Raw genomic sequence first — 25124 nt, 5'->3', positions numbered from 1 at the left:
AGCATTTTCGGTGACCCGCACGACTGCTTTCGACCGACCCTGTTGAAAAAATTGAAATTTTCAGACTGGAAGGCATCAAGGTTGGCCGTCACTTCAGAACCTGTTCACCACGTTGCGTAGTTTTTCGGTTCTGCGTTGATCTTTGTAGCTTGGTCAGTGGGTTAATTTGAGGGTTTTTGCTGATTCCGGGCGTACCTATCCCGTGGTCGGTGGCCCTTGAGAGGTCAGTTTCGCTAATTTCCTTAGATTCTGTAACGCTGCCGCCAAGGTAAAATCGTCGTTTGCACCGGTCATGCCTCCTAGCCGCAATCGATCCGGTTTCAGGATTCGCTTGAGGTGCGCGAACAACATTTCGACCTTCTTGCGCTCATGGCGAGAGCACAAGTATTGCGGTGTCGTAGCGATCCGCCGGGCCACATCTCGCGCCGCTTCATGGACACTACGGGCGATTTTTCGGAACGAAGTGTTCGGGCAGCAGCGCGCTTTCATCGAGCATGTAGCGCAGTCGGTTTGTCGGGATCGAAAGATGATGGTGTCGGCTTTCGTGACATGTGAGCGCTGGTTCTTGAAGGCCCGCCACTCGCTACGAAGGGCGTGTCCAGTGGGGCAACGATATTCCTGCGCTTCTTCATTCCATTGAAAATCACTGATCGAGAGGCTGTCGTTCTTGCGTTCGGTTTTGTCCCAAACCGGCATATGCGGCTCAATATCTTTTTCGTCCACCATCCAGGCCAGCATCGGTGCGGTTCCATCAGCAGTATCGCCAATGAGCCGATCCGGCTTGATGGCGAACTGTTCTTCGACCCGCTCAATCATGGTCTTGGTGCTTTCGACCTCGGCGGTTCGATGGCAGGCGTTGGCTCCACGTCCATGATCACACCATGCTCGACATCAATCAGGTAGTTCGTCGAGTAAGCGAAAAATGCCGGGCCTCATGGCGCTGCGGTCCAGCGTGCAAGGGGATCGGTCAGTGACAGGCGCTTGGGCAGTGCTTCGGCCAAAGCTTCTTTATTAGCGGACACATAATCTGTACAAATGATCAGCGTCATAGCCCTTCCTTTGGCTATCAAGAGGCGGACACTATAGGGGCCATCGACGCTCAGTGAAACCCCGGGGCAGTCTCCTCCGATTCAAGTTCTTGAATTGCTGGGTTTGAAGATACATACCGGAATGGCCAACTTCTATCGAAGCAATGCTCCAGAACCGGATCTTTGAAAACACCCGTAAGAAAACCAAATGGAGCTAGAATGGTTTCAAGCATCGCCAGCAGAGCTTATGCCATGGCTTCCTCTGAGAGATCCACTGCCAAAACTATACCCGGTTCTGAAAAGCCAACGGAGTTTCTCCTCCGTGCTGATTCAGCGCAGCTCAGCCCGGTACAAATCTACGGGCTCATAGCAAAAGGCTTTGAGTTGAAAAATCTGTACAAGATGTTGTCAAGCTCCGACCTCTATTTAGAAAGGAATATCCTGGGCCGTGTCCTAGGTCAGTCGTTCGGGAAGACCCTTCGTCACGGTAAGAAGCAAACTGTTCGCCTTAGCTCCCATCAGAGCGCTTTAGCTTTCCAATACGCAAAGGTATTGGAGTACGCAACCAACGTTTTTGGGAGTCAAAGATTGGCTGAAGAATGGCTGGGGCGGCCGTGCAAATATCTGGAAGTTGACGCACCGCTGGATATTATTGACAACGCCTTAGGGTACAAAATTGTACAGGACTATCTGAAACGTATTGAGTACGGAGTCTATCAGTGAACGCGTTGGGCCTGTCTGATCCAATCTAGGAAAACGCCTACATCCCGCCGACATTAAAGGACATCTAGATTGTCACCGATTCCTCCAACCCAAGATGTGGGATTGTGCATCGCCGTCGAATTTCAGAACGTAGGCTCTACAGCTTCAGCCTCCATCCCCGCCGGGAATGATCTACGAGGGATGTCCTCAATGGACTTCTGCTCCCTCCTCTGGCCTTTCAAGTGAGGATCAAGAGGGCGGCCTTTATGTGGTGTGTACCTATTGATGCACCGTCGAATGCAATTGGCAGAAATGATCCCGAGAACATAAGGCGAGGAATAGCATGAAGGGTCGACGAAAACTGAAAACTCTCAAGTGGCAGACAAAGTCAGCCATTGAGGCAGAAGCCCGAGGGTTGTTGAGAAGCAAGCGTAAGACGCAAGGAAGACTTCTGGACATCGCGGCGCAGAATAGAAGAGAACTTGAGCCTCTTGGCCGGATAGCAGGGTGATCATTCACACTGATGAACTGCCGTTTGATCGCCCGCCGTCCAGGATTTCTTTTTTTTGGGCAAGGGCAGCTCTGCTGCAGACCCTATGGTTAGTATTTGGCGGGAGATGATCTGTGATGATGCATTTAATCACTGTTTGGTGCGCCGAAGACGGGCCCCATCAGTCCGCCTATAAAATCGGTTTGCTGTTCCATCAGACCGGCTAGCGCCATATCGCTTTTAGCCGGGTAATGCCGTAATAGAAATTCAGCATCTCGGCGAAGACGGTCAGGCAGCGAGGTATCGCGAGATAGCTCGATCAAAAAATCACGAGTCTGGATCACTGAGCGCGTACGCTCGTGGGGCGTGGTCATTTTTACCTCCCGCGATAGAACAGTTATGTACCAACGACCTTTCGTCTGGGTCCTTCAAGCCTAAGAACATCGACGGTCGTGATCGCGTTCACTCAGGCTAAGCAGTGAGATTGTCCAGCGGCAGCAGGGCGAAACAATTGCCATTCCTTGGAGACTCTCATCGACGTCAACGCATGTCCCCCCATCAGTAGAGCTCGTCAATGGGGACGAAGGTCGTCCTCTGCGCTAAACAGGACTTCCACAGGTGTTAAATCTAAGCGCGTTTCGCCCCTCAACGAATAGATGGCGCCGCTTGCCACCTCAAAAACCGGAAACCTCGCTTTGTCTACCGGGTCTTCTACCAGTGAGACCCGCTTCAGTGGCTCCATGACCCATTGGGACTGGCCATTCATATACGGCGGAGTTACGAATTGGGCCTGTTCAACCCAGACTCGGGCCGACTGATTATCAATCAATTGCCTTAGCTCGTGGGCATGATAGAGCATCAGCATGCTAGCGTTTTCCTCGCGACCGTTTCGACGAACTATTTGCAAATAAATCCAAGGTAACATCAGCTCCTGCTCTATATACCTCCACACCTGTTGCCCGGTAGCCGGGGAAGCTTCACCCGGTAGCTCCAGTCCAATTTCTGCTTCGCGATGAGTGGTAAACATGGTAAATCCTCCAAATGAACACTATAGATTGTAGCCCTATAGGACTCGATAGCGCCTCATCGTTCCTTTTGCGGAATCGGCAAATTGGAACTCAAGACAGCGTTTGGTCTGGCGCTAAAACAGGTCCGTAATCGGCAGCAACTCACTCAGGAAGATTTTTCGGAAACCAGCAGTCGAACCTATCTAAGCACTCTAGAGCGAGGCATTAAGAGTCCGACCTTGGAAAAAATGGAGCAGCTGTCGAAAGTGCTTGAGGTCCACCCTCTGACGTTGATGGTCATGACTTATCTGTATAAAGAGAACGATCAGGACCTATCAAGCCTTCTAAAATCAATAGAAAACGAGGTCAATACACTGCAGGATCGATGATCGCATCCACGACAGGCGGCATATCATTTCCTTATGAAACTTGTGATCTAAGCGGGCAGGGGTAGCTGACGCAGCCCACCATGGTTCTTCCGGTTGCAATCCCGGTATAAACTTATACGAAGATCTTGGCTCACTACCCATCCCCAGAGTCCATTTACACATCTTGCTTTTGGACCAGAATTAGGGGAATGTAATCTTTGTTCCCACGCGGCTTCTGACCTAAGGTAGGGAGTAATGGCCTCTGACGAAAAAAAGCAGCGTGAAGTGAACACCGAAGCGGTCTTCGCAGCGCTCGTCAAGCTGCGTCGCATTCGGCAGTCACCCCGATATCGCAGCTTTCTTTCAGCGGATGCGATTGAGGTGTTTTCAGCCCTGAATGTGTCTGGGTACGCAGGTCCGTCTTCGAGCCGGACTATTGTTGAAGACTGCATTTCCCTGGTGCAGACCCGGCGTTGAGTCGACTGAATGCTCTTGGTTGGTGACCGGCAATGTCCTTCTTTCATAGATGTCCTAGATCCCAAAGCATGCCCGCCAATCAAAAAATGCCGTGAATGCGAGCGGTCTGGCCCTTTAGTTGCAAAACCAATAACGTTTGCATGCGCGATTCCAATTAAATGTGTCCTTTCATATAGGTAGCCGCTTGATCGAATAAGCCAGCTGCTCATCCTCTGAGTTGTAGTACACATTCTGCGTCGTACTAAGGCTATTGCCTGGTGGTCCTTCATATCTCGGTACGGCGCATCGAAAGTCGCAGAGGTGTGGCGCAATCAGTGGAGCAACGCTGCACACAGGCGACTGACGTTCTCATCTGCCCAGTTTTCGGCCTGCATCCGCTCCAGAGCCCGATCGAATACCTCTTGAAGAACTAGCCGGACATGCCGATCTGATAGTCCCGCGCGCCCGCGTCAGGTTGCAATTACTGGAGTGCGCTCCCTGAAGCCGGGTAGGGGAGATAGGCCTGAGGTATGCGCCAGCGTTTCAGTTAATTCTCCCCATAATCATCTCTCACGCTGATTTTGCCCGCTTTGTTACCCTTACCAGCCCCGTGATATCACCAGTTACCGCACCGTCCTTGCGCAGATCTCACATGTCGGGCTTCCAGTTTTCTCTCCCAACCAGATCGGAGACACGCAGCTACATCGCGAAAATCGTCGCCACAATGAACAGGGGCTTTCGTATCCTGAATCCTGTGCAGCCATTTGCCCGGCGGCGTCCAGTACGAAGTCCCACTGCAACGAGGTCAGGATGCGGCTCTCATGGCTGCGAACCTAGCCTTGCGCCAGTATCCCTATCAAGCCACAGACGCGAAAGTCAACGCAGTTTAAATGGTCAGCGTCAGGGGCCTGAGAGCGATGTCTCTAGCGAGGAAATTTCAAAATAGGACAATCAGGGCGATGTAGTTTCAATTTTGCGTGGGGAAAACGCTGATTGTGCGAATGCCTAGGCATTAGAGTGCGAGCGACGTATCTACACAAATAGCAGCTGAAAATAATAAATTCTAATCGACGCATCACGAATATCCGATAAGATCTTGATCTATATCGATTATTTATTTTAAAGACTCATTTATCCTTTTTAAGGAAACCCGACAACAGCGAAAAGCTTGCCCACGACCACCTCCAATTGAAATCCAAGGGTACGCATAATGTATATTATGTTAAATGACGTATCTGCATTCCGCCAAGGCTATTGCTCGCAGGTCACTAACATTGCCCCTTTAAACTGCATAGACTTTCGCGTCTGTGGCATGGATTAGGATACTGGCGCTTCGCAGCCAGGAGCGCCGCATCCTCGCTCATTGCAGTGGGACTTCGCACTGGACACTGCTGACAGCACGTTTAGGATCTGAAACTCGCCTGACGCCGAACAAACCAACTTGTTGGCCCTCAATGCCGCCATCGAAGCTGCCCGCGCGGGTGAGAGTGGACGTGGTTTTGCTGTTGTAGCGGAGGAGGTTCGTGGGCTTTCACAACGCACCCAACAGTCAACTCGCGAGATCGAAACTCTGATAGCTTCCCTGAAGGAAGGAGCTCGGGACGCAACGGAACTTATGCAGCAGAGTGAGACGTTGAGCCAATCCAGCGTTGAACTGGCGCGTGCCGCCGGACAGGTATTAAGTGACATCCGTCACTCGGTGGCATCGATTCACGCCATGAACCTGAACATTACCGCTGCGGCTGATCAACAGACAGAAGACTCCAAACAGATCAGTAGCAGCCTTATCCGAGTCCGCAGTCTAGCAACAGGCCAAGGGATTTTGCCCTCATACGAGCCAAGGCGTACACAGTGCCTGTCCGTGGTATCGAGACACCTGCCAGATCAGCCACTGACATCGACGTTTTCACCTTTCCAAGTTTTCGCGCAATCGCTAATCGCTGCTCCGGATCAATTTCGGGGGAGATACCCAGTTGGTCCCCAAGCTCAAGTAGCTCCCCCATCATCTGAATGAACAAAGTGCTGAGGAATGCATCATCGATCATCTCATCGGTCGAGCAGCCGACCAGCAAACTGACAGGGTTGAAGCATGCGTTCCCGAGCAGCTTTAGCCATATTTCCTCACGTATGTTCTCGTGGTCATGAGCGTCAAAACCGGCCTCAAGAAAAACGCTAGCCACTACTGAAGCTCGATTGCTGCTGCCACCACCAGGTTCGCCGAAAACGATTTTGCTTCCGGACATATGCCTTATCACCCCGGGGCTCATAACCGTACAAGATGGGAATACAACACACCCAATGACTGCGTCCGTAGGGATATGTTTTTCGACAATGCCTTCAGGATCCACAGCCTTCAAGCGGGTGCCTGACAACACCGAAGTGGACTTCAAGAAATACCACCAAGGAAGGCCATTGATCGCTGGTATGACGATAGTCTGTGGACCAATCAACGCCCTCGCCTCTTCGACAGCGATCGGGTAGGCATCACCCGCACCTGGGCACTTGAGTTAGCACCTGTCGGCATCACCGTAAATGCTGTAGCTCCGGGCCCGATAGAGACCGAACTTTTTCGAAAAACAAGACCTGTGGGTGGGGACGAGGAGCGGAAAATACTTTCGACAATTCCTATGCAACGGCTAGGCACTCCGTCAGAGGTTGCGTCGTTGATTGCGTTTCTCCTGAGTGATGGGGCTTCCTACATCACGGGTCAAGTGATTGGTGTCGACGGCGGAGGAAGTCTCGGCGGTCGATAAGGCTATTCGGAATTTCGACCTGAGTGCAACCTCGGGAACATGTGTTGGCCGGACGGTTACCTGCGAGCTTCGCCTGCTCTGTGTATTTTTTCATACGCCTCCCCTTATATTGATGTCCAACATTTGGGGGCCAGATCAACTTTAGATGCACACCATGTCTGGGCTTTGCAGGGCTTGGTCGATGACTTTGCCGGATGGTTACGCTAAACGAGCGGTGATGCCACCGCTCGTTGTACCTTGGTTCATATACTTTTTTCACTCAAACCCATGGCGGTATTTACGCCTTGCGCAGCGATGCTCGCGGTGGCCATGGCAATCACCGCTGCGACGTTCAAAAAAAATACCCCTGAGTGCGTCAAAAACGCTCATTTGCGGAAAGAACAGAAGCGTTGCGTATCCGCCCTGTCCTTATGTCCAAGCCATCACTTATTCAGGCACCCAATCTGATTTCTAGAAAATAAGCGCTTCATCGGCTCGTTATCCCATACACCGCTTTTACAACATGCGCTCTGCCGAACCCCAGATTGCGACAACTCATTTCTGAACTTATGGCCAATGTATTGGGCACCCTTGGTCCGAATGAAACAGTACACTCCTCGGGTGCCTCCGCAACTCGATAGCTATCCGTAGTAGCCAGGCCACGCCTCAGCGTATTTCGTTGACGTACATGAAGTGCTCGGTGCTAGCGCGCTGGTGCGTCATCATCACCGGCGTGGCGGCCTGGTCGAAGGACACCGCGTCAATGATCATCACCGCATGGGGCGCAGTCAGCTCCAGCAGGCGGCAATCCTCGGCATTGGCCAATCCCGCCGTCAGTTGCTCGCGCACGGCGGCTACACGCAGACCGTATTGCTCAAGCAGATAGCGATAAAGCAGTTCCGGCAGCTCGTCTGGCCCTGGGAAGTCCGGAACCTTGCTGGCAACCACGGTGAAACGCTCGTGCATTGCAGCTACGCCATCAATGCTACGCAACCGGTGCAGGCGATAAACCGGGCCACCCTCTTCGATCAGCAACTTCTCGGCGTCCAACGCAGTGGCCTCGCCGAGTTGGTAGTCGAGTAAGGCGGTGCGCGACTTCAGCAGTGCGCCTTCCTTGTTGTGCAAACGGAAATACTGGAAGAAGTAACGCAAGTTGTGTAGCGGTGCCCAGCCGGTAACCACGGTGCCAGTCTTGCGGCGGCGCATCAGCATCCCCTCGGACACCAGTTCGGCCAACGCGCGGCGGATGGTTCCGACTGACACGCCGAAATCAGCCGCCAATGCATTTTCGCTGGGGATCACTGTTCCGCTGGTCCACTCGCCGAGCAGGATCGCCTCAGAAATATGCCGTTTGACCACCTCATACAGCGGCGCGCTGTCGTTCTCGCTCAACCTAGAGAAACTCCCAGTTGCGAGCGGCAAATTGCTATCTGTCATATTTTTTCCTTGACGAGCCGTGCGTGGACACTTAACTATAAACTATATAGAAATACATCGAGAGCGGAAATGACGACGAAGGCGACGCTGAAACAGGCACTCGAGTCGATCGAGGCGGATCATGATTCGCTAATCAGTGATCTGCAACGAATGATCGCAGTGGATACCTGTTTTCCTCCTGGGGCGGGTTACGGTGCCTTTGCCGACCTCATGGATGAACTGGTCACTCCGTTGGGTATGAATACCCGGCGCGTCAACGTGCCCGAAGTGCTATGGCAGACCCGCAGCGGCGAAGCCTATGGCGAGCGCGTCAACCTTGTAGCCCGTCAGCCTGGCGATCAGGAAGTCTGCAGCCTGTATTTCCACGTCGATACCGTGCCGCCGGGCGATGGCTGGACTCAGCCGCCGCTGCAACTGACCGAAGTCGAAGGCAAACTGATCGGGCGTGGCACCGCTGACATGAAAGGCAGCATCGCCTCCACCCTCGCCGCCTTGCGCGCTGCGCAGCGTTTCAACCTGCCGCTGCGCTATTGCCCATCGCTACTGCTGTGTACGGACGAAGAAGGCGGTCTGTACCCCGGCATCCGTTATCTGGCTGAACAGCAGTTAGTAGAAGGCCATATTCTCAGCTTCAACGGTGGTGCGGCGCCACGCATCTGGGCGGGCTGCTTCGGCAGCATCGATCTGAAGATTACTGTCAAAGGCCGTTCCTCTCATTCGGGTGAACCGGTCAACGCAATCAATGCCATTGAACAGAGCCTGCCACTGCTGAATGCGCTGCACTGCCTTAAGCTCGAAGTCCAAAAACGGGCCTGGCCGATGCCCGCACCGCCTCACTACAACGGTGCCCCGCTCATTTCACGCATGACTCTGGCCGCCGCACACGGTGGCAGCAAGGGATCAACGGTGCCGGCGCAGTTCGACATCCTGATCAATCGTCGTTACGCGCCTCAGGAGCCATACGAACAGGTCATGGCCGAACTGCAAAACTGCATTGATACCGCCATGGCGGATAGCGAGGCGTTGTTCGTCGAGCATGAAGTGATCGGCCATCTGGCGCCGGTTGCCGACCCAACCGGTCCACACTGGCCACGCTGGCAGGCCGCTTTGGGTGTTGGTTTTGGTTTCACCCCGGAGCAGTTTCAGTGCTACGGCTCGTCGAGCAGCTCGGACATGGGCTGGGTACAGCAAGCGGGGATCCAGGAGATTCTGCTGGGTGGGCTGATCCGCCCGGAAAGCCGAATCCATGCCGCCGATGAATACACCACGCGCAGCGACCTGATCGCTTTGGCGCAATCGATCCTGGCTTATCTGGCGGCTGATTTCACTCCGACAGTGTCTGCCAACGCTCCAACCGACTGAACACTGGAAATACCGAAGACCGGCATCAAGACTGGTTATCGGCTTTTTATCTGGCTGCCCTACGCCCACTCATTGCAAAGTGAAGTATCGCCATGACTACAGTTTTCAGACTCAACCGCCGTCGCTTCCTGACCACCTCCGCCATTGTCACCGGCGCTGCCATGCTGCCGTTTTCCGGCACGCTCTGGGCTAGCGCTGCAGCTCGCAAAGGTGGCACGCTGCGCATCAGCGTCGACCAAGCGGTTGGCATGCTTAACCCGCTGCTGGCGCGGGTCAACCCCGAGTATCTGCTCAGCGAGCTGCTCTATAACGGCCTGACCCGCCTGAGTCAGGACATGCAGGCCGAACCGGATCTGGCGCAGTCCTGGATCCATAACGACGCCCTCACCGAATGGACCTTCACGCTGCGCAGTAACCTGCGATTCCACGATGGCAGCGCCTGCACCGCCAAGGACGTCGCCGCCAGCCTGCAAGCGATCCTTGACCCGAAAACCGCTTCGCCCGGCTTACGCAACATCGGCCCCATTCAAACCGTCGAGGCCCTGGATGACTTACGCGTCAAGCTCACCACCAGCGCCCCTTACGCCGACTTGCCAGTAAGCCTGGCCTACCCGGATGCCAAGATTGTCCCAGCCGCTATCGTGCAAGGCGACCTGGCCCGATTGTCCCGCGAGGCCGTGGGTACAGGTCCGTTCAAACTGGTGTCGTTCGAGCCGGAACGCATGGTAGTGGTTGCCCGCAACGAACACTTCTACGACCCGCAGCGCCCGCATCTGGATCGCATCGAAATCCGGGTCTACCCCGATCCTTCCTCTGAAAGCTCGGCGCTGATGTCCGGCGACATCGACCTGATGCTTTCGGCTCAGGCCACCGAGTTCAGCCGTCTCAGTAGCGCTAGCGGCGTAACGGGCCTGCGCGTCGCGTCCGGACAGTTCCTGAATATCAACATGGCGTGCGACCAGCCACCGTTCAACGACGTTCGCGTTCGTCAGGCGCTGTCCCTGTGCGTCGATCGCGCCGCCCTCGTGGACTTTGTTGCTGAGGGTTTTGGTACCCCCGGCAACGACACTCCGCTCAATGCCGCTTACCGCTACTACACCGATATCGCATTGCGAGAGGCCAATATCGAGCAGGCGAAAAAATTGCTGGCCGACGCCGGTTATCCGAACGGTCTGGACATTACCCTGGTTGCCTCGGACAAGCCGTCGACCCGGACACAACTGGGCATTGCCGTACGCGAAATGGCCAAGCCTGCCGGTTTCAATATCAACGTCGCCACCATGGCCAACAGCACTTACCTGGATCAGGTCTGGAAGAAAGGCAATTTCTACGTCGGTTTCTACAACATGCAGCCTTCGGCCGATGCGGTGTTCTCGCTGCTGTACACGTCGAACGCCGCCTGGAACGAAACCCGCTGGAACAACGCCGAGTTCGACACGGCGGTGACAACTGCTCGTGGCACCGATGACCCCGTCAAGCGCGCTGCACTGTACGCCACTGCGCAAAAGCTGATGCACGAGCAGGTTCCGTCGCTGATCCCGACCTTCTTCGACGTACTGGCCGCCCAGCGCAACTACGTGCAGGGCTACCAACTGCACCCGCGCGGCGCGGTATTCCGTCTGGATCAGGCCTGGCTGGACGACAGCGCGCCGAAGCGTGGATGAACCGAGGATAAATCTGTGACTGCTGCTTATCTGACCAAGCGTTTGCTGTTGGTCGTGTACACCCTGCTGATCGTTTCATTGCTGGTATTTGCCATCACACAGTTGCTCCCGGCGGATGCTGCGGTGACATTGTTGGGCCAGAGCGCCACGCCCGAGGCCTTGGCTGCCCTGCGCGCCAGGCTTGGCCTCGATCAGCCCGCGTGGCTGCAATTCGGCCACTGGCTGATGGCGGTACTGCAAGGCGATCTGGGCGTGTCGATGCGCAATGGCCAGCCGGTACTTGGCTCACTGGTTGATGCGCTGGGCCGCTCATTGTTGCTGGCGAGCTGCTCGTTGCTGCTGATGCTGGCGGTAGCGATTCCCTTGGGAATCATCGCCGCTGTGCGCCGGGGTCGTCCCGTGGACCTGATCATCGGCGTGTTGTCGTATATCGGCGTGTCGTTGCCGGAGTTCGTCACCGCCACGCTGCTGATTCTGCTCTTTGCGGATGTCTGGCAGCTGCTTCCGGCTACAGGTTACGTGCCACTTGGCGACAACTTTGCCGAAGGCATTCGCCATCTGATTCTGCCGACTCTCACGGTGTCGATGATCATGGTCGCCCACGTCTCGCGCATGGTGCGCTCGGAAATGATCGACGTGCTGGAGACTGACTACATTCGAGCCGCACGCCTCAAAGGCCTGTCGCGTCGCCGGGTGTTGCTTCGCCATGCGCTACGCAACGGCCTGCTACCCACCATCACCATCGTCGCCCTGGACGTCGGCTACCTGTTGGGCGGCATCGTAGTGGTCGAGGAGATTTTCAACATCCCCGGCATTGGTCGCGAACTGCTGGTGGCTGTAGCTGCCCGCGACTTGCCGGCTATTCAGGGTGGTGTGCTGATCCTTGCCGCTACTTATTGCATGGTCAACTTCGTGGCTGACCTGACCTATGCCTATCTCGACCGGCGGATTCAATATGCGTGATATTTTCTACCGCTTGCTGGGTACTCCCCAGGGCCTGCTGGGCAGTCTGATCCTGATGCTGGCCGTGGTGCTGGTGTGCGCGGGACCGGCTCTGGCACCGTTCGACCCAGAAGCGATTTCGATTCTCGCGCGTTACAAGGCGCCGAGCCTGGTGCACTGGCTGGGCACTGACCAACTGGGCCGCGACATCCTGAGCCGTCTACTGATCGGTGCCCGCGCGACGATCTCGCTGTCGGTACTGGCCACCGCTATGGCGATGCTCATCGGTGCTCTGCTTGGCACTGTCAGCGGCTACCTCGGAGGGCGCATCGACGAAGCACTGATGCGTACCCTTGATGCGGTGATGTCCATCCCAACCCTGCTTTTCGCCCTGCTGATCGTCAGCACTCTGGGCAGGAGCGATTTCAACGCGGTACTGGCAATCACTATTGCCTTCGTTCCCGGCATGGCTCGCATCGCCCGTAGTGTCGCCCTCGCCGCCCGTCGTCAGGATTACGTCAATGCGGCCATCGCCCGTGGCGAATCGACGGCCTACATCGTGGTGTGCGAGATGCTGCCTAATATCGTCGCGCCAATCATCGTCGAAGCGACCATCCGCGTAGCCTTTGCCATCATGCTGTTCGCCACTCTCAGCTTCCTGGGACTTGGCGCACAACCGCCGCAGTCGGAGTGGGGCCTGATGGTCGCCGAAGCGCGGCGCTATTTCTTTCAGGCACCGTGGATGATGCTCATGCCTGGGCTGGCCATCGCCATCGTTGCGATCGGTTTCAATCTGTTGGGCGATGGCTTGCGCGATGCCCTCAATCCAAAGGGGCAGCGCTCGTGAATACGGTCTTGAAAGTGGCTGATTACAGCCTCGATTACCAATTGCCCAATGGCGCCCTGCACGTCCTGCAAAACATTGATTTCAGCGTTGCTGTCGGCGAAGTAGTCGGTCTGGTTGGCGAGTCCGGCTCGGGCAAGACCACCCTCGGTTGGGCAATCATGCGTTATCTGGCCGGCAACGCCCGGGAGATCGGCGGCAGCATCAACCTGCAAGGCGAGAATCTGCTGCAAATGCCCCCGCGTCAGATAGAAAAACTGCGTGGCGGGCGTTTGGGGATGATCTTTCAGGACCCTAGCGCCTCTCTGAATCCGACGCTAAGCCTCGGCGAACAGGTCGTCGAAGTCCTTACCCGCCATCGGGATCTGGGGTATCGCGAGGCCTGGGCCTTGGGCGAGCAGTTACTGGCCGACGTTGACCTGAAAGACCCGGCCGCCATGATGAAGCGCTTCCCCCACGAAGCCTCCGGTGGTGAAAAACAGCGAGTGTTGATTGCTACCGCCTTCGCTTGTCGCCCGCAGTGCTTGATTTTCGATGAGCCAACCACCGCTCTCGACGTGATCAGCTCAGCGCAGATCCTGCAGTTGTTCCGTCGTCTGCGCGAAGAAACGGGCGTTGCTTCTTTATATATTTCCCATGATCTGGCGTTGGTATCGCGAGTGGCGGATCGGGTTTGCGTGCTCAACCACGGGCGCATCGTCGAGCAGGCTCGCGGCGGGCGTATTTTTAGCGCACCGAGTGACCCTTACACGCAACGTCTGGTGGCTGCGGTGCCTGCCGCCGACAAACGTCTGCTGGATGAAAAAAGACCTGTCGGCCCTGCTCTTCTGCAAGTCAGCGATCTTAATGTGCGGTATGGACGCCCGGGCATGCTGGACAGCCTTCTGAGGCGTAAGTCTGTGCCGTCCATGGGCGCTCGCGACATGAACCTGAGCATGGTGCGCGGGGAGATTCTCGGCATCATCGGCGAATCCGGCTCGGGAAAATCCACCCTGGCCAAGGCTCTGACCGGTTTGACGCCGTTCACCGGTGCGGTGTATTTCGACGGCACACCCATCTCCGGCCCTGCGCAAATGGATCGCGATTACCGGCGCAAGGTGCAAATCATCTTTCAGCACCCGGATGCGTCGCTCAATCCACGGCAGACGATTGGCCAGATTCTCTCTCGGCCATTGCGCCTGTATGGCCTGACGGAGGGCGAAACCGAAGCTGCGGCCATCGCACGTCTGCTCCGCGAAGTGCGCTTGCCAGAAGACTTTGCCAGTCGCTATCCCCACGAGTTGTCGGGTGGACAGAAGCAGCGTGTCGCCATCGCCCGCGCTTTCGCCGCCCGCCCGGAACTGGTGATCTGCGATGAAATTACCGCAGCATTGGACGTTTCGGTACAGGCCACGGTCATTGAGCTTTTGCTGGAACTTCGACGCCAGCACGGTACCGCATACCTGTTCATTACCCATGACCTCAACCTGGTCCGGCAGATCGCCCACCGTATCGCCGTGATGTACCGCGGCGATCTGCTGGAAATTCTGCCCGCCGTGGGCATGGCCGCTCAGGCGACCCACCCCTATACCCGCGCCCTGCTCGACGCAGTGCCGCAGCCTTTGAATGAATTGGAGTCCCTTGATGACGCCTGAAGCGCTAATCGACCGCATTGACGAGGCGTACTGCCTGAATTTTCTCGCGCGCATGGTGCAGCACAAAAGTTACAGCGCCACCCCCGAAGAACGGCAATTGGCCGAGTACATGGCGGGGCAAATGCGGGAGCTTGGCCTGGACGCTGAACTGATGCCGGTTCCCGGCGAGCGGCTGAATGCCATCGGCACTCTCAAGGGACAAGGTGGCGGCCACAGTCTGCTGTTCAACGGCCACCTGGACACCAACCCGGTGACCGAAGGCTGGACTGTAGATCCCTGGGCCGGAAAGATTGATGACGAGTTCATCTACGGCATCGGCGTCTCCAACATGAAGGCGGGTGACGCCGCCTATTTCTGCGCGCTGAAAACCCTCATCGATGCAGGCATCAAGCTCAAGGGCGATGTAATCCTCACCTACGTGGTGGGTGAACTGCAGGGTGGCATCGGGACCATTGCGGCCATCGAGCAAGGCGTGAAGGCTGACTACTTCATCAACTCCGAACCCACCGACCTGCAGGCCGTTACCCTGCATGTGGGTTCCTTGATGTTTGTCATTGAGCTGACTGGCGATACCCGTCATCTGTCCAAACGCGAGGAAGCCGTGGACGTCATCACCGCCGCCGTGCAACTAATCCCGCAGATCAATGGCATCACATTCAGCGGTGCACGCTCGCCGGAACACGCCAAAGTCAATCGTGGCCACATCGGAGTAGTCCGTGGCGCCCTTGGTCGCGATCTTGAAGAATGGCGTCCGCCGCAGGTTGCGGACTTCCTGCGTCTGCGCGGTTCGGCGCGCTATACCCCGGGCCAGACTGTTGAGTCAGTGCTAGCCGATTTGCAGCGTCTGCTGGACCAGCTCTGCGAACAATTTCCCGGTCTGCAGGCAACCCTGATCAACGACAGTCACAACCAGCCGCTAATGCCTCCGTTCGAGGTGTCCCATGATTCGCTGATCGTCAGGGCCGTCAACGACGCCTATCAGCAGGTTCGTGGCGAGCCTCAGCCTACCGGCATCATCACCCCGCCCGCTTATTTCGGCACTGACGCTGCGCACTTTTACCAGCGCTTGGGCATGCAAGGCGTGGTCTGCGGCCCGGGCGGCAAGTTCAACACCATGCCGGACGAGCGCGTGCACAAACGCGATTACCTGGACATGGTGCGCGTCTACATTCTGGCCATTCTCAGCGTCTGCGAAGTTGCCGGAGAGCTCTGAACTCATAAGTAAAAGGCAGGGATGCCAATAATAAAAAACAGCACGTCCACTACTTCGCCATCTGCTGATTATTTCTTGATAAGGGTTCTCACCATGCGGTCAGCTTTCATGTTTGGCAGTGCGACGCTGTGCGCGGCAATTTCAGGCGCAGCGTTCGGGGATGACATTCTCAGCAATCCGTTTTTCAAAGACAGCACCACTCAGGTTGTCGCACGAAACTTCTACTTCAATCGCGATTTCCGCAATGCAGCGTCCAATGCGCAGAGCTATCGCGAAGAGTGGGCGCAGGGCTTTATCGGTACGTTCACTTCGGGTTTCACCCCTGGGACCGTTGGCTTTGGCGTTGATGCAATCGGCCTTTACGGCATGAAGCTCGACAGCAGCTCTGACCGAATCGGCAGCGGCTTGCTGCCCAGCAGCGGTAACCACGTGGCAGGTGTAGATCACGCTGCGGATGATTATTCACGGGCCGCAGGTGCGGTAAAAATCAAGATTTCAAAGACCGTGCTCAAATACGGTCAGCAAACCCTCAACTTGCCAGTTTATTCCACCGGTGACAGTCGCCTGTTGCCAGAAACCACCGAAGGTTTCTACTTGAGCAGCAAGGAAATCGACAATCTGCGGGTGGATGTAGCGCACCTGACCTCCTTGAGTGTCTACAACCAGAGTGCCCATAACGCCGGGGGCATGACAAAAGCTGATGTACTGGGTGCCACCTACAACTTCACCCCTAACCTCACCGGCGCACTTTATGCTTCGGATGTCGAAGACCTGTGGAAGAAGAAGTATGCGGGCCTCAGTTGGGTCAAACCGATTGATGCCAAACAGACGTTCTCCACCGATTTTCGCTTCTACAATCAGAAGAGTACGGGGGCGGAAAATGGCGGTGATATCGACAGCAACTCGTTCAGCATCAAGGGCGCTTACGCCTATGGCTCACATAAAGTAACCCTGGCCTACCAAGCTATCACTGGTAAAAATGGCTATGTGTTTTACACCGACGGTGGCAACACCGATTACATGGCCAACTACGTGCAGTATGCTGAATTCACCCGTGAAGACGAACGCTCGTGGCAAGCCCGATACGACTTTAACTTCGCCGCCTTCGGCGTGCCCGGACTGGACGTCTTCGCCCGCTACATCAAGGGCAACAACATAAGTCTGGCCAGCGGTGCCAGTAACCAGAACGAATGGGAGCGCGACCTGGAAGCCGCTTATGTAATCCAAAGCGGGCCGATGAAAAACCTCTCATTCCGGGTGCGGCAGGCAACCTATCGCAACTCGTTCAATGGCGATATCGACGACGTGAGATTCATCACCCAGTACCCGATCAACCTCTGACCCAAAGAAGCCGGCGGCTCTCGTCGCCGGCGCATCTTGGTATTGCGGTCCGGCACTAGAGGTCCAAACATCTATCGACGATGGTCTCGACGCTTCGGCCGCTGTCCTTGGCGATGCTATGAGGGGCGATACACTCAGGATACAGATGATAAGCTCACCTAAGGCAAGCTACGCACGCCAGCAAACGCCTTGCAACGCGAGCCGAGTTAGTCAGTACCCCTGGATCAAACGAACGCTATCGTTTCGACTATTCCCGCCTAACTCAAGACATCCAACGCATTCGTCAAGGCGTGCAGGGCTATCTATCCCCCTCTCGCGTTCAACCCCGCGATCCCGCTGAACTCATCGGTGATTATCGTCTCGACACGCTGCCCATGTAGCCGGCGATCGCCACCGCTTCCATTGCCGTGGCGCCAACCAGCATGATTGCAGGCATGGCGCTGGTGTTATTTGCCGGTGGCACACTGCTGCGTCGGGCCACGCGGGCCCGCCCCGAGACCTGGCTGTACCGCAAGCTCGAATGGCTATTGGCCAGCCGTTGGCGCCTGGGTCGCGGGTGTTTGATCCCTCACTCCGGCGCCTGGACGGTCCGTCGCTCGCGTCGGCTGCGCCCTGCTCTGTCTAGGTGGCAGCGATGAGCCGATTTCGAAACAAGGTCGATGCCCAACAGGCGCATATCTTCAGCCTGCGTCTGGCGGTAATGATCCTCGCTCTGCTCTGTGCCGGACTCTGGTGTGGCTGGCGCTCGGCGCCGACCGAGCTGACCGTTCGTACCGCCATATCTGCGCTCGGGCAGCACGCGCAAGCGGTGGGATATCCCCTCAGAGAATGTCTATGCCTTTGCCCTGAACATCTTTGGCCAACTCAACCGCTGGCCCTCGGATGGCGAACAGGGTTATCGCCGCACCATCTATGGCTTGCAGTCCATAAACCTTGGGGCGACCTATATTCGATCTGACGGAAGTGAACGCTTATTCCGTTTGCATAGTGCTTCGGTACTCGCTCCCAAAGCCAACCCCAATCCTCCAGCTAGGAGCTCGAGGCAGCTGTGCATTTTTAGAGCTGCAAGGGAATACGAACCGTAAAGGTAGTGCCGCTACCGGCTCTTGAATCCACATCAATACTGCCATGATGGGCGCTTATGATCGCGGATGCGATGTAGAGCCCAAGTCCGAGGCCCGCCCCAGCGCCATACTGAACATCGCCACTTTGCAGATGTCGGGTCATCGGATTAAAGATGCTTTCTTTCGCACCGTCGTCTATTGGAAGCCCACAATTATGAACCGACAACAGCGCACTATCTTCGTCAGCTTTTAGAGTAACGGTGACTGGGGTGCCCGCCTCTCCATGCTGAATTGCGTTGCCTATGAGGTTGGCAATTACCTGTTCCATTCTCGATCTATCAAAACGCCCAGGCAGGCTGGGTTTCGAGATAAAATTCACTTGCCGATCCGGGTTATATGCCCGTGCTTCCTCCACCATTCCTTCACACGCCAGAGCCAGATCACCTTGCTCGATGCGTACTGGAATTCCCGAACCTAACTGAGTGCGTGTGAAATCCAGCAGATCGCCCACAATCTTTATGGAACGCTTCACGCTGGAATAGATTCTCAAAACGTTTTTGGTTGGTTTCGGCGGAAGATCACCAGCACGTAAAAGCACTTCTGCACTGAGCGATATAGCACCAAGTGGACTCCTCAAATCATGACCAAGAATACCAAGGAATACATTCCTCGCGGCATCAACAGCCTTGGTGTAGCTGACTATCGACTCAGCGAGTGCTTGATCGATAGCTTCATTGAACCGGACAACGTCAGAAATTTCTTGCTCTTTCGTGACCTGATCTGGTGGCATCCAAAGCACTAGCACACTCGTGCGTAGAGCCCATTTGCTCTGCGTGGTCACGCAATGCGACTGAATCCATTCCTTCTGCGGCAGGCGTTAACGTCTTGGCGAAGTCTTCCCACTCCTGAAGTATTGGCTCGATATTTTTAAGGATGAAGTCAGCCAGGCGCATTTGTTTGCTCTTCGTAAGGAAATGGTATGCCGCCCCCCACCTCACGTGCCGGGCGTCCTAGGGTAAGCGTCCGGGCGTCCCGTCTTGCGTAACTGAGCCGGTTGCCACCGATGCGGTAACAACTCCCCAATTTCACTCGCCCGGTGCGTCGGCATCAGCGTATCCGTCCGGCGGAGTCCTCTAGCCCGCCCTGAAAAGCTATGGTATCCGTCCGGCGTTTGGGCGAGTCGGCGAAACAGGGTGACTCGTCTTCTCGCCTGCTCCACCGGAGCACGCTAAACCTAGGTCAGATTCAACCCGCCGTCTGACAGGAGTATCTCGCCGGTTAAGTAGTCCGACTCGACCAGCATTACAACAGCTTTTGCGATGTCGTCTGGGCTAGCGGCCCTCCGCATAGGTGCGCGAGTTCGCCACAACTCTTGGGCATCTGTCCACTCTGCGGTCAGAGGCGTGTCGACCAAGCCAGGCGCCACAGCGTTTACGCGAATTTCTGGCCCAAGCGATACCGCGAGCAAGCGGGTCATGTGATTAAGCGCAGCTTTGCTTACCGCATAGGGAATCGATGCGCCCTTAGGACGGATACCGGCATGCGAACTGATGTTTACGACGCAACCTGCTCGACGGTAACGGGCGGCATCGCGCAATGCCGACTCGGCCAAAGTGACCAGGTGAAACGGCGCCACGACATTAACCTCGTTAAGTTCGTGCCACACCGTCGAACTGGCAGAGGCAAGGTCGCCGTGCGGAATGACTCTGCTAATACCGGCGTTATTGACCAACACGTCGAGTTGCCCCCACGCGGCGATAGCCTCGTTAACAAGCCTGACCCTGTCAGCTTCGAAAGCAAGATCAGCTTGCACGTAAATAGCCTGCTTCATTTCGGCAACCATAGCGCGTCCCGTATCCGCAGAATTTCTCGAATGGAGCACCACCGCATAGCCTGCCCGGCTTAGTACACGTGCAATGGCTGCGCCGATACCGGACGTCGATCCTGTAACCAACGCGACGCGTAATACGTTATCGATTGTCGGATTGGGTTTCATATGGATATCTCGAATTGGTTGCTAGAGAGCCGTTACCGTAGCACCAAGCAGGCAACGTCGGCGTCAGGCGGTCACGATAGGCAGGTATCCATTTTCAAATCAGGTTGGCGCTTATTCGGTACCATAAAGCTACGCTTGTCATTGAGACGTCCGGCTGTACGCATTCCAGGACGACTTGAGCTTTAAAAGGTTTAGGACAAGAAGTTCTTTGACGCATGGAAATCCTGGCGTTAATGGCGGAGGTGTCCACGTATTTTTAAGTGAAAAACACCGCCTTTGTCACAGCTATCGGCTAGGTGTATGCGTCCGACACCACGCCTTGCGTGATTAAACCGACTGCCACTTATGCGGAAGCAACGGCTCGATTTCACTCGCCCGCTGCGTCGGTAGACGCGTGAGGACATCCCTCAGATAGGCGTACGGGTCATGACCATTCAGTCGCGCAGACTGGATCAAGCTCATGATTGCCGCCGCCCGTTTTCCGCTGCGCAGCGAGCCTGCGAAGAGCCAGTTCTTGCGCCCCAGTGCCCCGCAAAGGAAGGCGGAGTCGGTACCATTTGACAAAGACGGGGGCCCTCGACCATCCACTTCCTTGGAATCATTCGGCAAGTTGCCGCCTGCTTTCAAAGCCGATGGCACAGTAACCGCTGGTAATTCCTCAACCCTCAACGACGGTGCAGCTGCCGTGTTATAGATGAGCGCGTCAAAAGCGTCAGAGATTCTATGTTCGTGAGCAACCCCCAGACATGAAGTTTGGGGTGTACTCCGTTTGGTTTTTCATTAGGGCGTCACAACCCTCTGTATCGGTGGAGGACAAGGTATTGCCTTGGCGATTGAAGCGGTGTAACTGAGACGATCCCGTCTGACCGCCACTTACTTTGACAATGCAGTTCGACCCACAACAAGGACGTGGTGGGCTTGGAGTGAACGATCTAGCACCTGGCGCCTAGTTTCGCGCGAGGAGCAGCTTAAGTCCTGCTGCTCCAAAGACCATTGCTAGTGTCCCCTCGATCCAGCGACGGGCTTTACGGTATCCCCGAATCATGGGCGCGGTAGAGAAGACAATGGCGTAACCGCAGAAGATCGTAATGCTCAGCATCGCGCACCCAGCCAGTATGACTGCCACTGTCATTGAGGAAGCTCCTGGGCCAAGTCCGAGAGTCATCGTGGCCACCCATCCCAACAAAGCTTTGGGGTTTGTGAGGTGCATAAGCAAGCCACGTTGATAGAGTCGGAAGCCAGAAACGCTCGGAACTGTCGCCAGTTGTGTCGCAAGTTTTTCATCAGACGTAAGGGCGGAACGGCCCGCTTTGATCGCCAAGAAAAGCAGGTAGATACCACCCACAACCTTGAGGACTACTAGCGCTTGAGCATATTGCGTTAACACCGCTGATACGCCTGTAGCTGCCAATGATCCCCAGAAAAACGACCCGCTTATCACCCCTGCCGCAAGGATTAGCGCTGAACGCCTGCCTTGGTGCATCGCCACGCCCATTATCCGCATGTTACTGGGCCCTGGGCTTGCGGCTCCAACGATGTAGGCGGTGAAGACCAGCAGCAGGTTGTGTACGTCGATCACACGCATCTCCCTATAAGTCATGGCGTTCACACAGGCCGGTGAAGCTCCGTCACTGACATAGTGAACACTAATTTGGATTTCCCATTATTCGAATAGGCGTGGGGTACATCCGTTTTCGCTACTGCTGCGCATCCTTTGGGCACGATCAACTCAGTTTCGCCGACCGTGAAATGAAGCGTTCCGGATTCCACATGGAATAGCTCAGTGGTGCCGTGAGGGTGCCCTGAAGAAGCAAACGTCTCCCCTGGGTAAAGCTCCCATCGCCAAAGCTCGATCATGTTCGGGCCGGTGGTTCCAGCGAGAAGCTTGGCGGATCCCCCTAACGGCCCAGTCCAGAGTGTTGGTATGTCCTGGCTGTTGATGACGTGAGCCGCTGGGGTGTCGGCCACATTCACAACATCTGCCACAGACAGCCCTAAAGCAGCAGCGATTTTGCAGAGGGTGGCAATACTCGGATTGGCGGTGCATTTCTCTATCTCAACCACCATTCCCTTGCTTACACCGGAGCGGCGAGACAGCTCGTCGAGCGAGAGTCTCTGATCTTGCCGCGCTCGTTTGAGTCTGCGGGACACAGCCTCACTAACCGTCTGCACATCAGCGCCAGGCTCGGTCGATATATTGACTTTATTGGTCATTGGTAGCTAGCATAAATTCTATTTTAGGGATTTGGAGATCGCTGATGCTGTCCGTAACGCCGTCAATCAGCCAAGACGTAGCCAGACTAGCTCCCGGCTTCAGAGCGTTGAACATCGTGGTCGAAGCCGCCCCAATAATCAATCCTGATGTAGGCAAAGAAGCCTTGGCCAAGGCATGTGCGTCCGTCCGAGCAAACGACGCAGTATGGGCTGAAGCTCATCTCACCGCATGGGCCGATGTTTTCCGCAACTTCGGTGCAAAGCCACAACGCACGCCCTGCTCTGCTGAAGCTCTACGCAAGCGGGTTCTTCGGGACGGCTACCTTCCCAGTATCGAGCCTGTGATAGATCTGTACAACGCGATCAGCATTCAATATGCGATCCCGGTGGGGGGTGAGAACGTTGAGGCGTATGTCGGCTCCCCTCGTCTTGTAATTGCCGATGGAACTGAGCTTTTTGACACCATGAAGGATGGCGCGCCCGCGCACGAATCCCCCGAGCCTGGTGAAGTGGTTTGGCGGGACGATCGCGGTGTCACATGCCGGCGCTGGAACTGGCGCCAAGGTATTCGCACCCGCCTGACCTCTGATGCCAAGCACATGTGGTTTGTCCTGGAGAGCTTGCCGCCGATGCCTTTAGAGGCTTTAACGGAATCGGGCGACAAGTTAATTGAGGGCTTGCAAATGATGATGCCTGGCGCCCAAATTGAGAGTTTCCTCGTTGAGGCAAGCCGTCTTTAATTCCTAAATAGAGTAATGACCCATGTTCAACGGACTTAGCGCATTCCCTCTGACGCCCATGAACGAATCGGGAGTGGATGAACACGCCTTCACTCGTCTGATTGAGAACCTCGCGACAGCTAAGGTTGCCGCCATTGGCGCACTAGGTTCTACAGGTAGTTATGCGTATCTGTCCCGAGTTGAACGTCAGCGCGTTGCGCAGTTAGCAGTCGATGCCGCAGGTAAAACACCTGTCATGGTGAGTATCGGTTCATTGCGAACGCGTGACGTGCTTCTGCTCGCGGAGGACGCGCAGAAAGCCGGTGTAAGCGCTCTGCTGCTGCCTCCAGTGTCTTACCAGAAGCTGACCGACGAAGACGTGTTTTCAATGTACGAGACGGTGACCTCTAACATCTCAGTACCCCTGTGCGTCTACGACAATCCAGGCACCACGCATTTCGACTTCTCTGACGCACTCCTCGGGCGAATCGCTCATCTGCCGAATGTCAGCTCCATCAAAATCCCTGGCGTTTCTAACGTTCCTGAGGAGGCGAAGGCGAGAGTTGACCGGCTACGAGCCCTTATACCAGCGCAGGTGACAATTGGTATAAGCGGAGATGCGTTCGCTGCAACTGGCCTGAATGCAGGATGCGAGGCTTGGTACTCGGTCATGGGTGGCCTTTTCCCGATCACTGCGAAGGCGATTACGGAAGCAGCCCTGTCGAGGAATTCCGAAGAAGCAAATCGGCTGTCCGAACGCCTGGAACCTTTGTGGTCGCTGTTCCGAGAATTCGGGGGGAGCTTTCGAGTCATAGCAACTGCTGCCGAACTTCGTAACTTAACTCTCGCGCCCAGCGTGCCTTTGCCAATGCGAACTTTGAGGGGGGATAGTCGGCGTAAAATTGCTGCGGTTATTGACGAGCTTGGGCTGGCATAGGATACAAAAACGGGCTCTTTGATATCAAAACTACGCCTACATTTTTCGGTAGCCATCCGGGCTATGATAATCCTCCCTTACACCCAAAGAATTCCTGCTCTCGGGAAGATGGGGCCTAAATTGAACCGGATGCTTGCCGATGTATCCGCGTTAGACGCGTTCCCATTACGGCACCCTTTATGCCTAGGGTGCCCACTAGGCTAAGCCTTGGTTCTGAACGAATACAATCCACCGGCAATCACCAGCATTGCACCCACAGTTGTCCAAGCATCAGGTATTTCGTATGCGTCCGGGCATCACGTCTTGCGTGATTAAACCGGCTGCCACTTATGCGGAAGCAGCTGCTCGATCTCACTCGCCCGCTGCGTCGGCAGGCGCGTAAGAACATCCTTCAGATAGGCGTACGGATCATGACCATTCAGCCGCACAGACTGGATCAAGCTCATGATCGCCGCAGCCCGTTCCGCTGCGTAGCGACCCGGCGAAGAGCCAGTTCTTGCGTCCAAGAGCCCATGGTCGGATCTGGTTCTCGGCCCAGTTGTTGTCAATGGGGGCGGCGCCGTCATCAAGGTAGCGCGACAGCGCTGCCGAGCGTTTCAGGCTGTAATCCAATGCTCTACTGATAGCCGAACCTTCGGGCACGAGGTCACGCTGGGCGATCATCCAGGCATGCAGCCTATCCATCACATGCACGGCTTTTTCTTGCCGTATTCGGCACCGTAAAATCCGGCTCCAGGTCGCGCACTTCGCTTTCGATTTCGTACAGCAACTGGATATAACGCAGAGCCTGTTCGGCGATCTTGCTCTTGTTGGTGGCGTGCAATTCGAAGAACTTGCGCCGGGCATGGGCCATGCTGCGCATTCCACGCCATCTGGCCACCCAGTCCACCAACATCCGGCCACCCGTTCCACGCTCATCCGGCCGGGCAGTCGGAGCGCAGCGACGCAGGTTTGCATTGTTAGTCTGAAGTCCC

Annotated in this window: 19 protein-coding genes and 10 pseudogenes; 18 read left to right on the top strand and 11 right to left on the bottom strand. The window is 55.8% G+C overall.

From position 1 onward, the window contains the following. Window positions 1–195 precede the first annotated feature (195 nt). Window positions 196–1013, bottom strand: a pseudogene (locus ACP7E4_RS19330) (transposase); the annotation flags it as partial. Between the two features lie 267 nt (window positions 1014–1280). On the opposite strand from ACP7E4_RS19330, the gene ACP7E4_RS19325 reads away from it, so the two are divergent. Further along, a complete protein-coding gene (locus tag ACP7E4_RS19325) occupies window positions 1281–1751 on the top strand; it encodes an antitoxin Xre/MbcA/ParS toxin-binding domain-containing protein (RefSeq protein WP_426117246.1) in 471 nt (156 codons plus the stop codon). Window positions 1752–2366: 615 nt separating this feature from the next. On the opposite strand, the gene ACP7E4_RS19320 is transcribed toward ACP7E4_RS19325, so the two are convergent. Continuing rightward, a complete protein-coding gene (locus tag ACP7E4_RS19320) occupies window positions 2367–2594 on the bottom strand; it encodes a BPSL0761 family protein (RefSeq protein WP_426117058.1) in 228 nt (75 codons plus the stop codon). A 197-nt stretch (window positions 2595–2791) separates the two neighbouring features. Further along, a complete protein-coding gene (locus ACP7E4_RS19315) occupies window positions 2792–3247 on the bottom strand; it encodes a hypothetical protein (protein WP_426117056.1) in 456 nt (151 codons plus the stop codon). 84 nt (window positions 3248–3331) lie between these two features. On the opposite strand from ACP7E4_RS19315, the gene ACP7E4_RS19310 reads away from it, so the two are divergent. From ACP7E4_RS19310 to ACP7E4_RS19300, 3 genes and pseudogenes are all read left to right on the top strand, one after another. Next, complete coding sequence (locus ACP7E4_RS19310) at window positions 3332–3616, top strand: helix-turn-helix domain-containing protein (protein ID WP_426117054.1); 285 nt, start codon at window positions 3332–3334, stop codon at window positions 3614–3616. Window positions 3617–3850: 234 nt separating this feature from the next. Further along, window positions 3851–4072: a hypothetical protein gene (locus ACP7E4_RS19305; RefSeq protein WP_426117052.1), complete on the top strand. Its 222-nt coding sequence runs from the start codon at window positions 3851–3853 to the stop codon at window positions 4070–4072. 1405 nt (window positions 4073–5477) lie between these two features. Beyond that, a pseudogene (locus ACP7E4_RS19300) lies at window positions 5478–5858 on the top strand (methyl-accepting chemotaxis protein); the annotation flags it as partial. Here the strand turns inward: ACP7E4_RS19300 and ACP7E4_RS19295 are convergent. Then, window positions 5836–6501, bottom strand: a complete 666-nt coding sequence (locus ACP7E4_RS19295; RefSeq protein WP_426117050.1) for a ketopantoate reductase C-terminal domain-containing protein — start codon at window positions 6499–6501, stop codon at window positions 5836–5838. The pseudogene ACP7E4_RS19300 and the gene ACP7E4_RS19295 sit on opposite strands and share 23 nt — an antisense overlap. A 27-nt stretch (window positions 6502–6528) precedes the next feature. Here ACP7E4_RS19295 and ACP7E4_RS19290 point away from each other — a divergent pair. Beyond that, window positions 6529–6804 (top strand): annotated as a pseudogene (locus ACP7E4_RS19290) (SDR family oxidoreductase); the annotation flags it as partial. A 645-nt stretch (window positions 6805–7449) separates the two neighbouring features. Here the strand turns inward: ACP7E4_RS19290 and ACP7E4_RS19285 are convergent. Next, the gene (locus tag ACP7E4_RS19285; RefSeq protein WP_426117048.1) at window positions 7450–8175 is read right to left on the bottom strand and encodes a GntR family transcriptional regulator; all 726 of its coding nucleotides are present in this window, start codon (window positions 8173–8175) and stop codon (window positions 7450–7452) included. A 114-nt stretch (window positions 8176–8289) separates the two neighbouring features. Between ACP7E4_RS19285 and ACP7E4_RS19280 the strand changes: the two genes are divergently transcribed. The 10 genes and pseudogenes from ACP7E4_RS19280 to ACP7E4_RS19235 form a co-directional block, all read left to right on the top strand. Then, window positions 8290–9582, top strand: coding sequence for a M20 family metallopeptidase (locus ACP7E4_RS19280; protein ID WP_426117047.1), 1293 nt, complete (start codon window positions 8290–8292; stop codon window positions 9580–9582). A gap of 92 nt (window positions 9583–9674) precedes the next feature. Then, window positions 9675–11246 (top strand): ABC transporter substrate-binding protein, encoded by a 1572-nt coding sequence (locus tag ACP7E4_RS19275; RefSeq protein WP_426117045.1) that lies wholly within the window; start codon window positions 9675–9677, stop codon window positions 11244–11246. Window positions 11247–11261: 15 nt separating this feature from the next. Continuing rightward, on the top strand, window positions 11262–12209 hold the full coding sequence (locus ACP7E4_RS19270) for an ABC transporter permease (protein WP_426117043.1): 948 nt from the start codon (window positions 11262–11264) through the stop codon (window positions 12207–12209). Further along, entirely contained in the window at window positions 12202–13035 is an 834-nt protein-coding gene (locus ACP7E4_RS19265) for an ABC transporter permease (protein ID WP_426117041.1), read from the top strand. Before ACP7E4_RS19270 ends, ACP7E4_RS19265 begins: the two co-directional genes overlap by 8 nt. Further along, on the top strand, window positions 13032–14666 hold the full coding sequence (gene nikE / locus ACP7E4_RS19260; protein ID WP_426117039.1) for a nickel ABC transporter ATP-binding protein NikE: 1635 nt from the start codon (window positions 13032–13034) through the stop codon (window positions 14664–14666). Before ACP7E4_RS19265 ends, nikE begins: the two co-directional genes overlap by 4 nt. Beyond that, on the top strand, window positions 14656–15879 hold the full coding sequence (locus ACP7E4_RS19255) for a M20 family metallopeptidase (RefSeq protein ID WP_426117037.1): 1224 nt from the start codon (window positions 14656–14658) through the stop codon (window positions 15877–15879). The genes nikE and ACP7E4_RS19255 overlap by 11 nt, the downstream gene beginning before the upstream one ends. A gap of 93 nt (window positions 15880–15972) precedes the next feature. Continuing rightward, window positions 15973–17220 (top strand): OprD family porin, encoded by a 1248-nt coding sequence (locus ACP7E4_RS19250; RefSeq protein WP_426117035.1) that lies wholly within the window; start codon window positions 15973–15975, stop codon window positions 17218–17220. Window positions 17221–17402: 182 nt separating this feature from the next. Continuing rightward, a pseudogene (locus ACP7E4_RS19245) lies at window positions 17403–17600 on the top strand (RAQPRD family integrative conjugative element protein); the annotation flags it as partial. A gap of 3 nt (window positions 17601–17603) precedes the next feature. Beyond that, window positions 17604–17858, top strand: a pseudogene (locus ACP7E4_RS19240) (DUF3487 family protein); the annotation flags it as partial. Further along, window positions 17855–18146 (top strand): annotated as a pseudogene (locus ACP7E4_RS19235) (DUF2895 family protein); the annotation flags it as partial. The pseudogenes ACP7E4_RS19240 and ACP7E4_RS19235, both read left to right, overlap by 4 nt. Window positions 18147–18276: 130 nt before the next feature. Here ACP7E4_RS19235 and ACP7E4_RS19230 read toward each other — a convergent pair. The 3 genes and pseudogenes from ACP7E4_RS19230 to ACP7E4_RS19220 form a co-directional block, all read right to left on the bottom strand. Continuing rightward, window positions 18277–19237, bottom strand: a pseudogene (locus ACP7E4_RS19230) (sensor histidine kinase). 281 nt (window positions 19238–19518) lie between these two features. Then, window positions 19519–20280, bottom strand: a complete 762-nt coding sequence (locus ACP7E4_RS19225; protein ID WP_426117033.1) for an SDR family NAD(P)-dependent oxidoreductase — start codon at window positions 20278–20280, stop codon at window positions 19519–19521. A 327-nt stretch (window positions 20281–20607) separates the two neighbouring features. Further along, window positions 20608–20811: pseudogene (locus ACP7E4_RS19220) on the bottom strand (transposase domain-containing protein); the annotation flags it as partial. Here ACP7E4_RS19220 and ACP7E4_RS19215 point away from each other — a divergent pair. Further along, window positions 20810–20971, top strand: a pseudogene (locus tag ACP7E4_RS19215) (acetyl-CoA C-acetyltransferase); the annotation flags it as partial. The pseudogenes ACP7E4_RS19220 and ACP7E4_RS19215 overlap by 2 nt on opposite strands. Before the next feature lie 255 nt (window positions 20972–21226). On the opposite strand, the gene ACP7E4_RS19210 reads toward ACP7E4_RS19215, so the two are convergent. Continuing rightward, window positions 21227–21859 carry a LysE family translocator gene (locus ACP7E4_RS19210; protein ID WP_426117031.1) on the bottom strand — a complete coding sequence of 211 codons (633 nt, stop codon included), beginning with the start codon at window positions 21857–21859 and terminating at the stop codon, window positions 21227–21229. Between the two features lie 26 nt (window positions 21860–21885). Beyond that, window positions 21886–22494: a helix-turn-helix domain-containing protein gene (locus tag ACP7E4_RS19205; protein ID WP_426117029.1), complete on the bottom strand. Its 609-nt coding sequence runs from the start codon at window positions 22492–22494 to the stop codon at window positions 21886–21888. Between the two features lie 44 nt (window positions 22495–22538). Between ACP7E4_RS19205 and ACP7E4_RS19200 the strand changes: the two genes are divergently transcribed. Continuing rightward, window positions 22539–23234: a B3/B4 domain-containing protein gene (locus ACP7E4_RS19200; RefSeq protein ID WP_426117027.1), complete on the top strand. Its 696-nt coding sequence runs from the start codon at window positions 22539–22541 to the stop codon at window positions 23232–23234. Window positions 23235–23256: 22 nt separating this feature from the next. Beyond that, window positions 23257–24150, top strand: a complete 894-nt coding sequence (locus tag ACP7E4_RS19195) for a dihydrodipicolinate synthase family protein (protein ID WP_426117025.1) — start codon at window positions 23257–23259, stop codon at window positions 24148–24150. 311 nt (window positions 24151–24461) lie between these two features. Here ACP7E4_RS19195 and tnpC read toward each other — a convergent pair. Beyond that, window positions 24462–25003 (bottom strand): annotated as a pseudogene (gene tnpC / locus ACP7E4_RS19190) (IS66 family transposase); the annotation flags it as partial. Between the last annotated feature and the right edge of the window lie 121 nt (window positions 25004–25124).

Origin of the sequence: Pseudomonas sp. DSP3-2-3 (assembly GCF_049898225.1) — a bacterium.
Classification (GTDB): domain Bacteria; phylum Pseudomonadota; class Gammaproteobacteria; order Pseudomonadales; family Pseudomonadaceae; genus Aquipseudomonas.
This window is presented reverse-complemented; position numbering and strand designations above follow the sequence as displayed.

Excerpts from the sequence above, each read along its gene's own strand:
- ACP7E4_RS19305 (WP_426117052.1), top strand. The coding sequence starts at position 3,851 with ATGGCCTCTGACGAAAAAAAGCAGCGTGAAGTGAACACCGAAGCGGTC.
- ACP7E4_RS19325 (WP_426117246.1), top strand. The coding sequence starts at position 1,281 with ATGGCTTCCTCTGAGAGATCCACTGCCAAAACTATACCCGGTTCTGAA.
- ACP7E4_RS19250 (WP_426117035.1), top strand. The coding sequence starts at position 15,973 with ATGCGGTCAGCTTTCATGTTTGGCAGTGCGACGCTGTGCGCGGCAATT.
- ACP7E4_RS19275 (WP_426117045.1), top strand. The coding sequence starts at position 9,675 with ATGACTACAGTTTTCAGACTCAACCGCCGTCGCTTCCTGACCACCTCC.
- ACP7E4_RS19265 (WP_426117041.1), top strand. The coding sequence starts at position 12,202 with ATGCGTGATATTTTCTACCGCTTGCTGGGTACTCCCCAGGGCCTGCTG.
- ACP7E4_RS19200 (WP_426117027.1), top strand. The coding sequence starts at position 22,539 with ATGCTGTCCGTAACGCCGTCAATCAGCCAAGACGTAGCCAGACTAGCT.
- ACP7E4_RS19280 (WP_426117047.1), top strand. The coding sequence starts at position 8,290 with ATGACGACGAAGGCGACGCTGAAACAGGCACTCGAGTCGATCGAGGCG.
- ACP7E4_RS19195 (WP_426117025.1), top strand. The coding sequence starts at position 23,257 with ATGTTCAACGGACTTAGCGCATTCCCTCTGACGCCCATGAACGAATCG.
- ACP7E4_RS19315 (WP_426117056.1), bottom strand. The coding sequence starts at position 3,247 with ATGTTTACCACTCATCGCGAAGCAGAAATTGGACTGGAGCTACCGGGT.
- ACP7E4_RS19320 (WP_426117058.1), bottom strand. The coding sequence starts at position 2,594 with ATGACCACGCCCCACGAGCGTACGCGCTCAGTGATCCAGACTCGTGAT.
- ACP7E4_RS19205 (WP_426117029.1), bottom strand. The coding sequence starts at position 22,494 with ATGACCAATAAAGTCAATATATCGACCGAGCCTGGCGCTGATGTGCAG.
- ACP7E4_RS19225 (WP_426117033.1), bottom strand. The coding sequence starts at position 20,280 with ATGAAACCCAATCCGACAATCGATAACGTATTACGCGTCGCGTTGGTT.
- ACP7E4_RS19255 (WP_426117037.1), top strand. The coding sequence starts at position 14,656 with ATGACGCCTGAAGCGCTAATCGACCGCATTGACGAGGCGTACTGCCTG.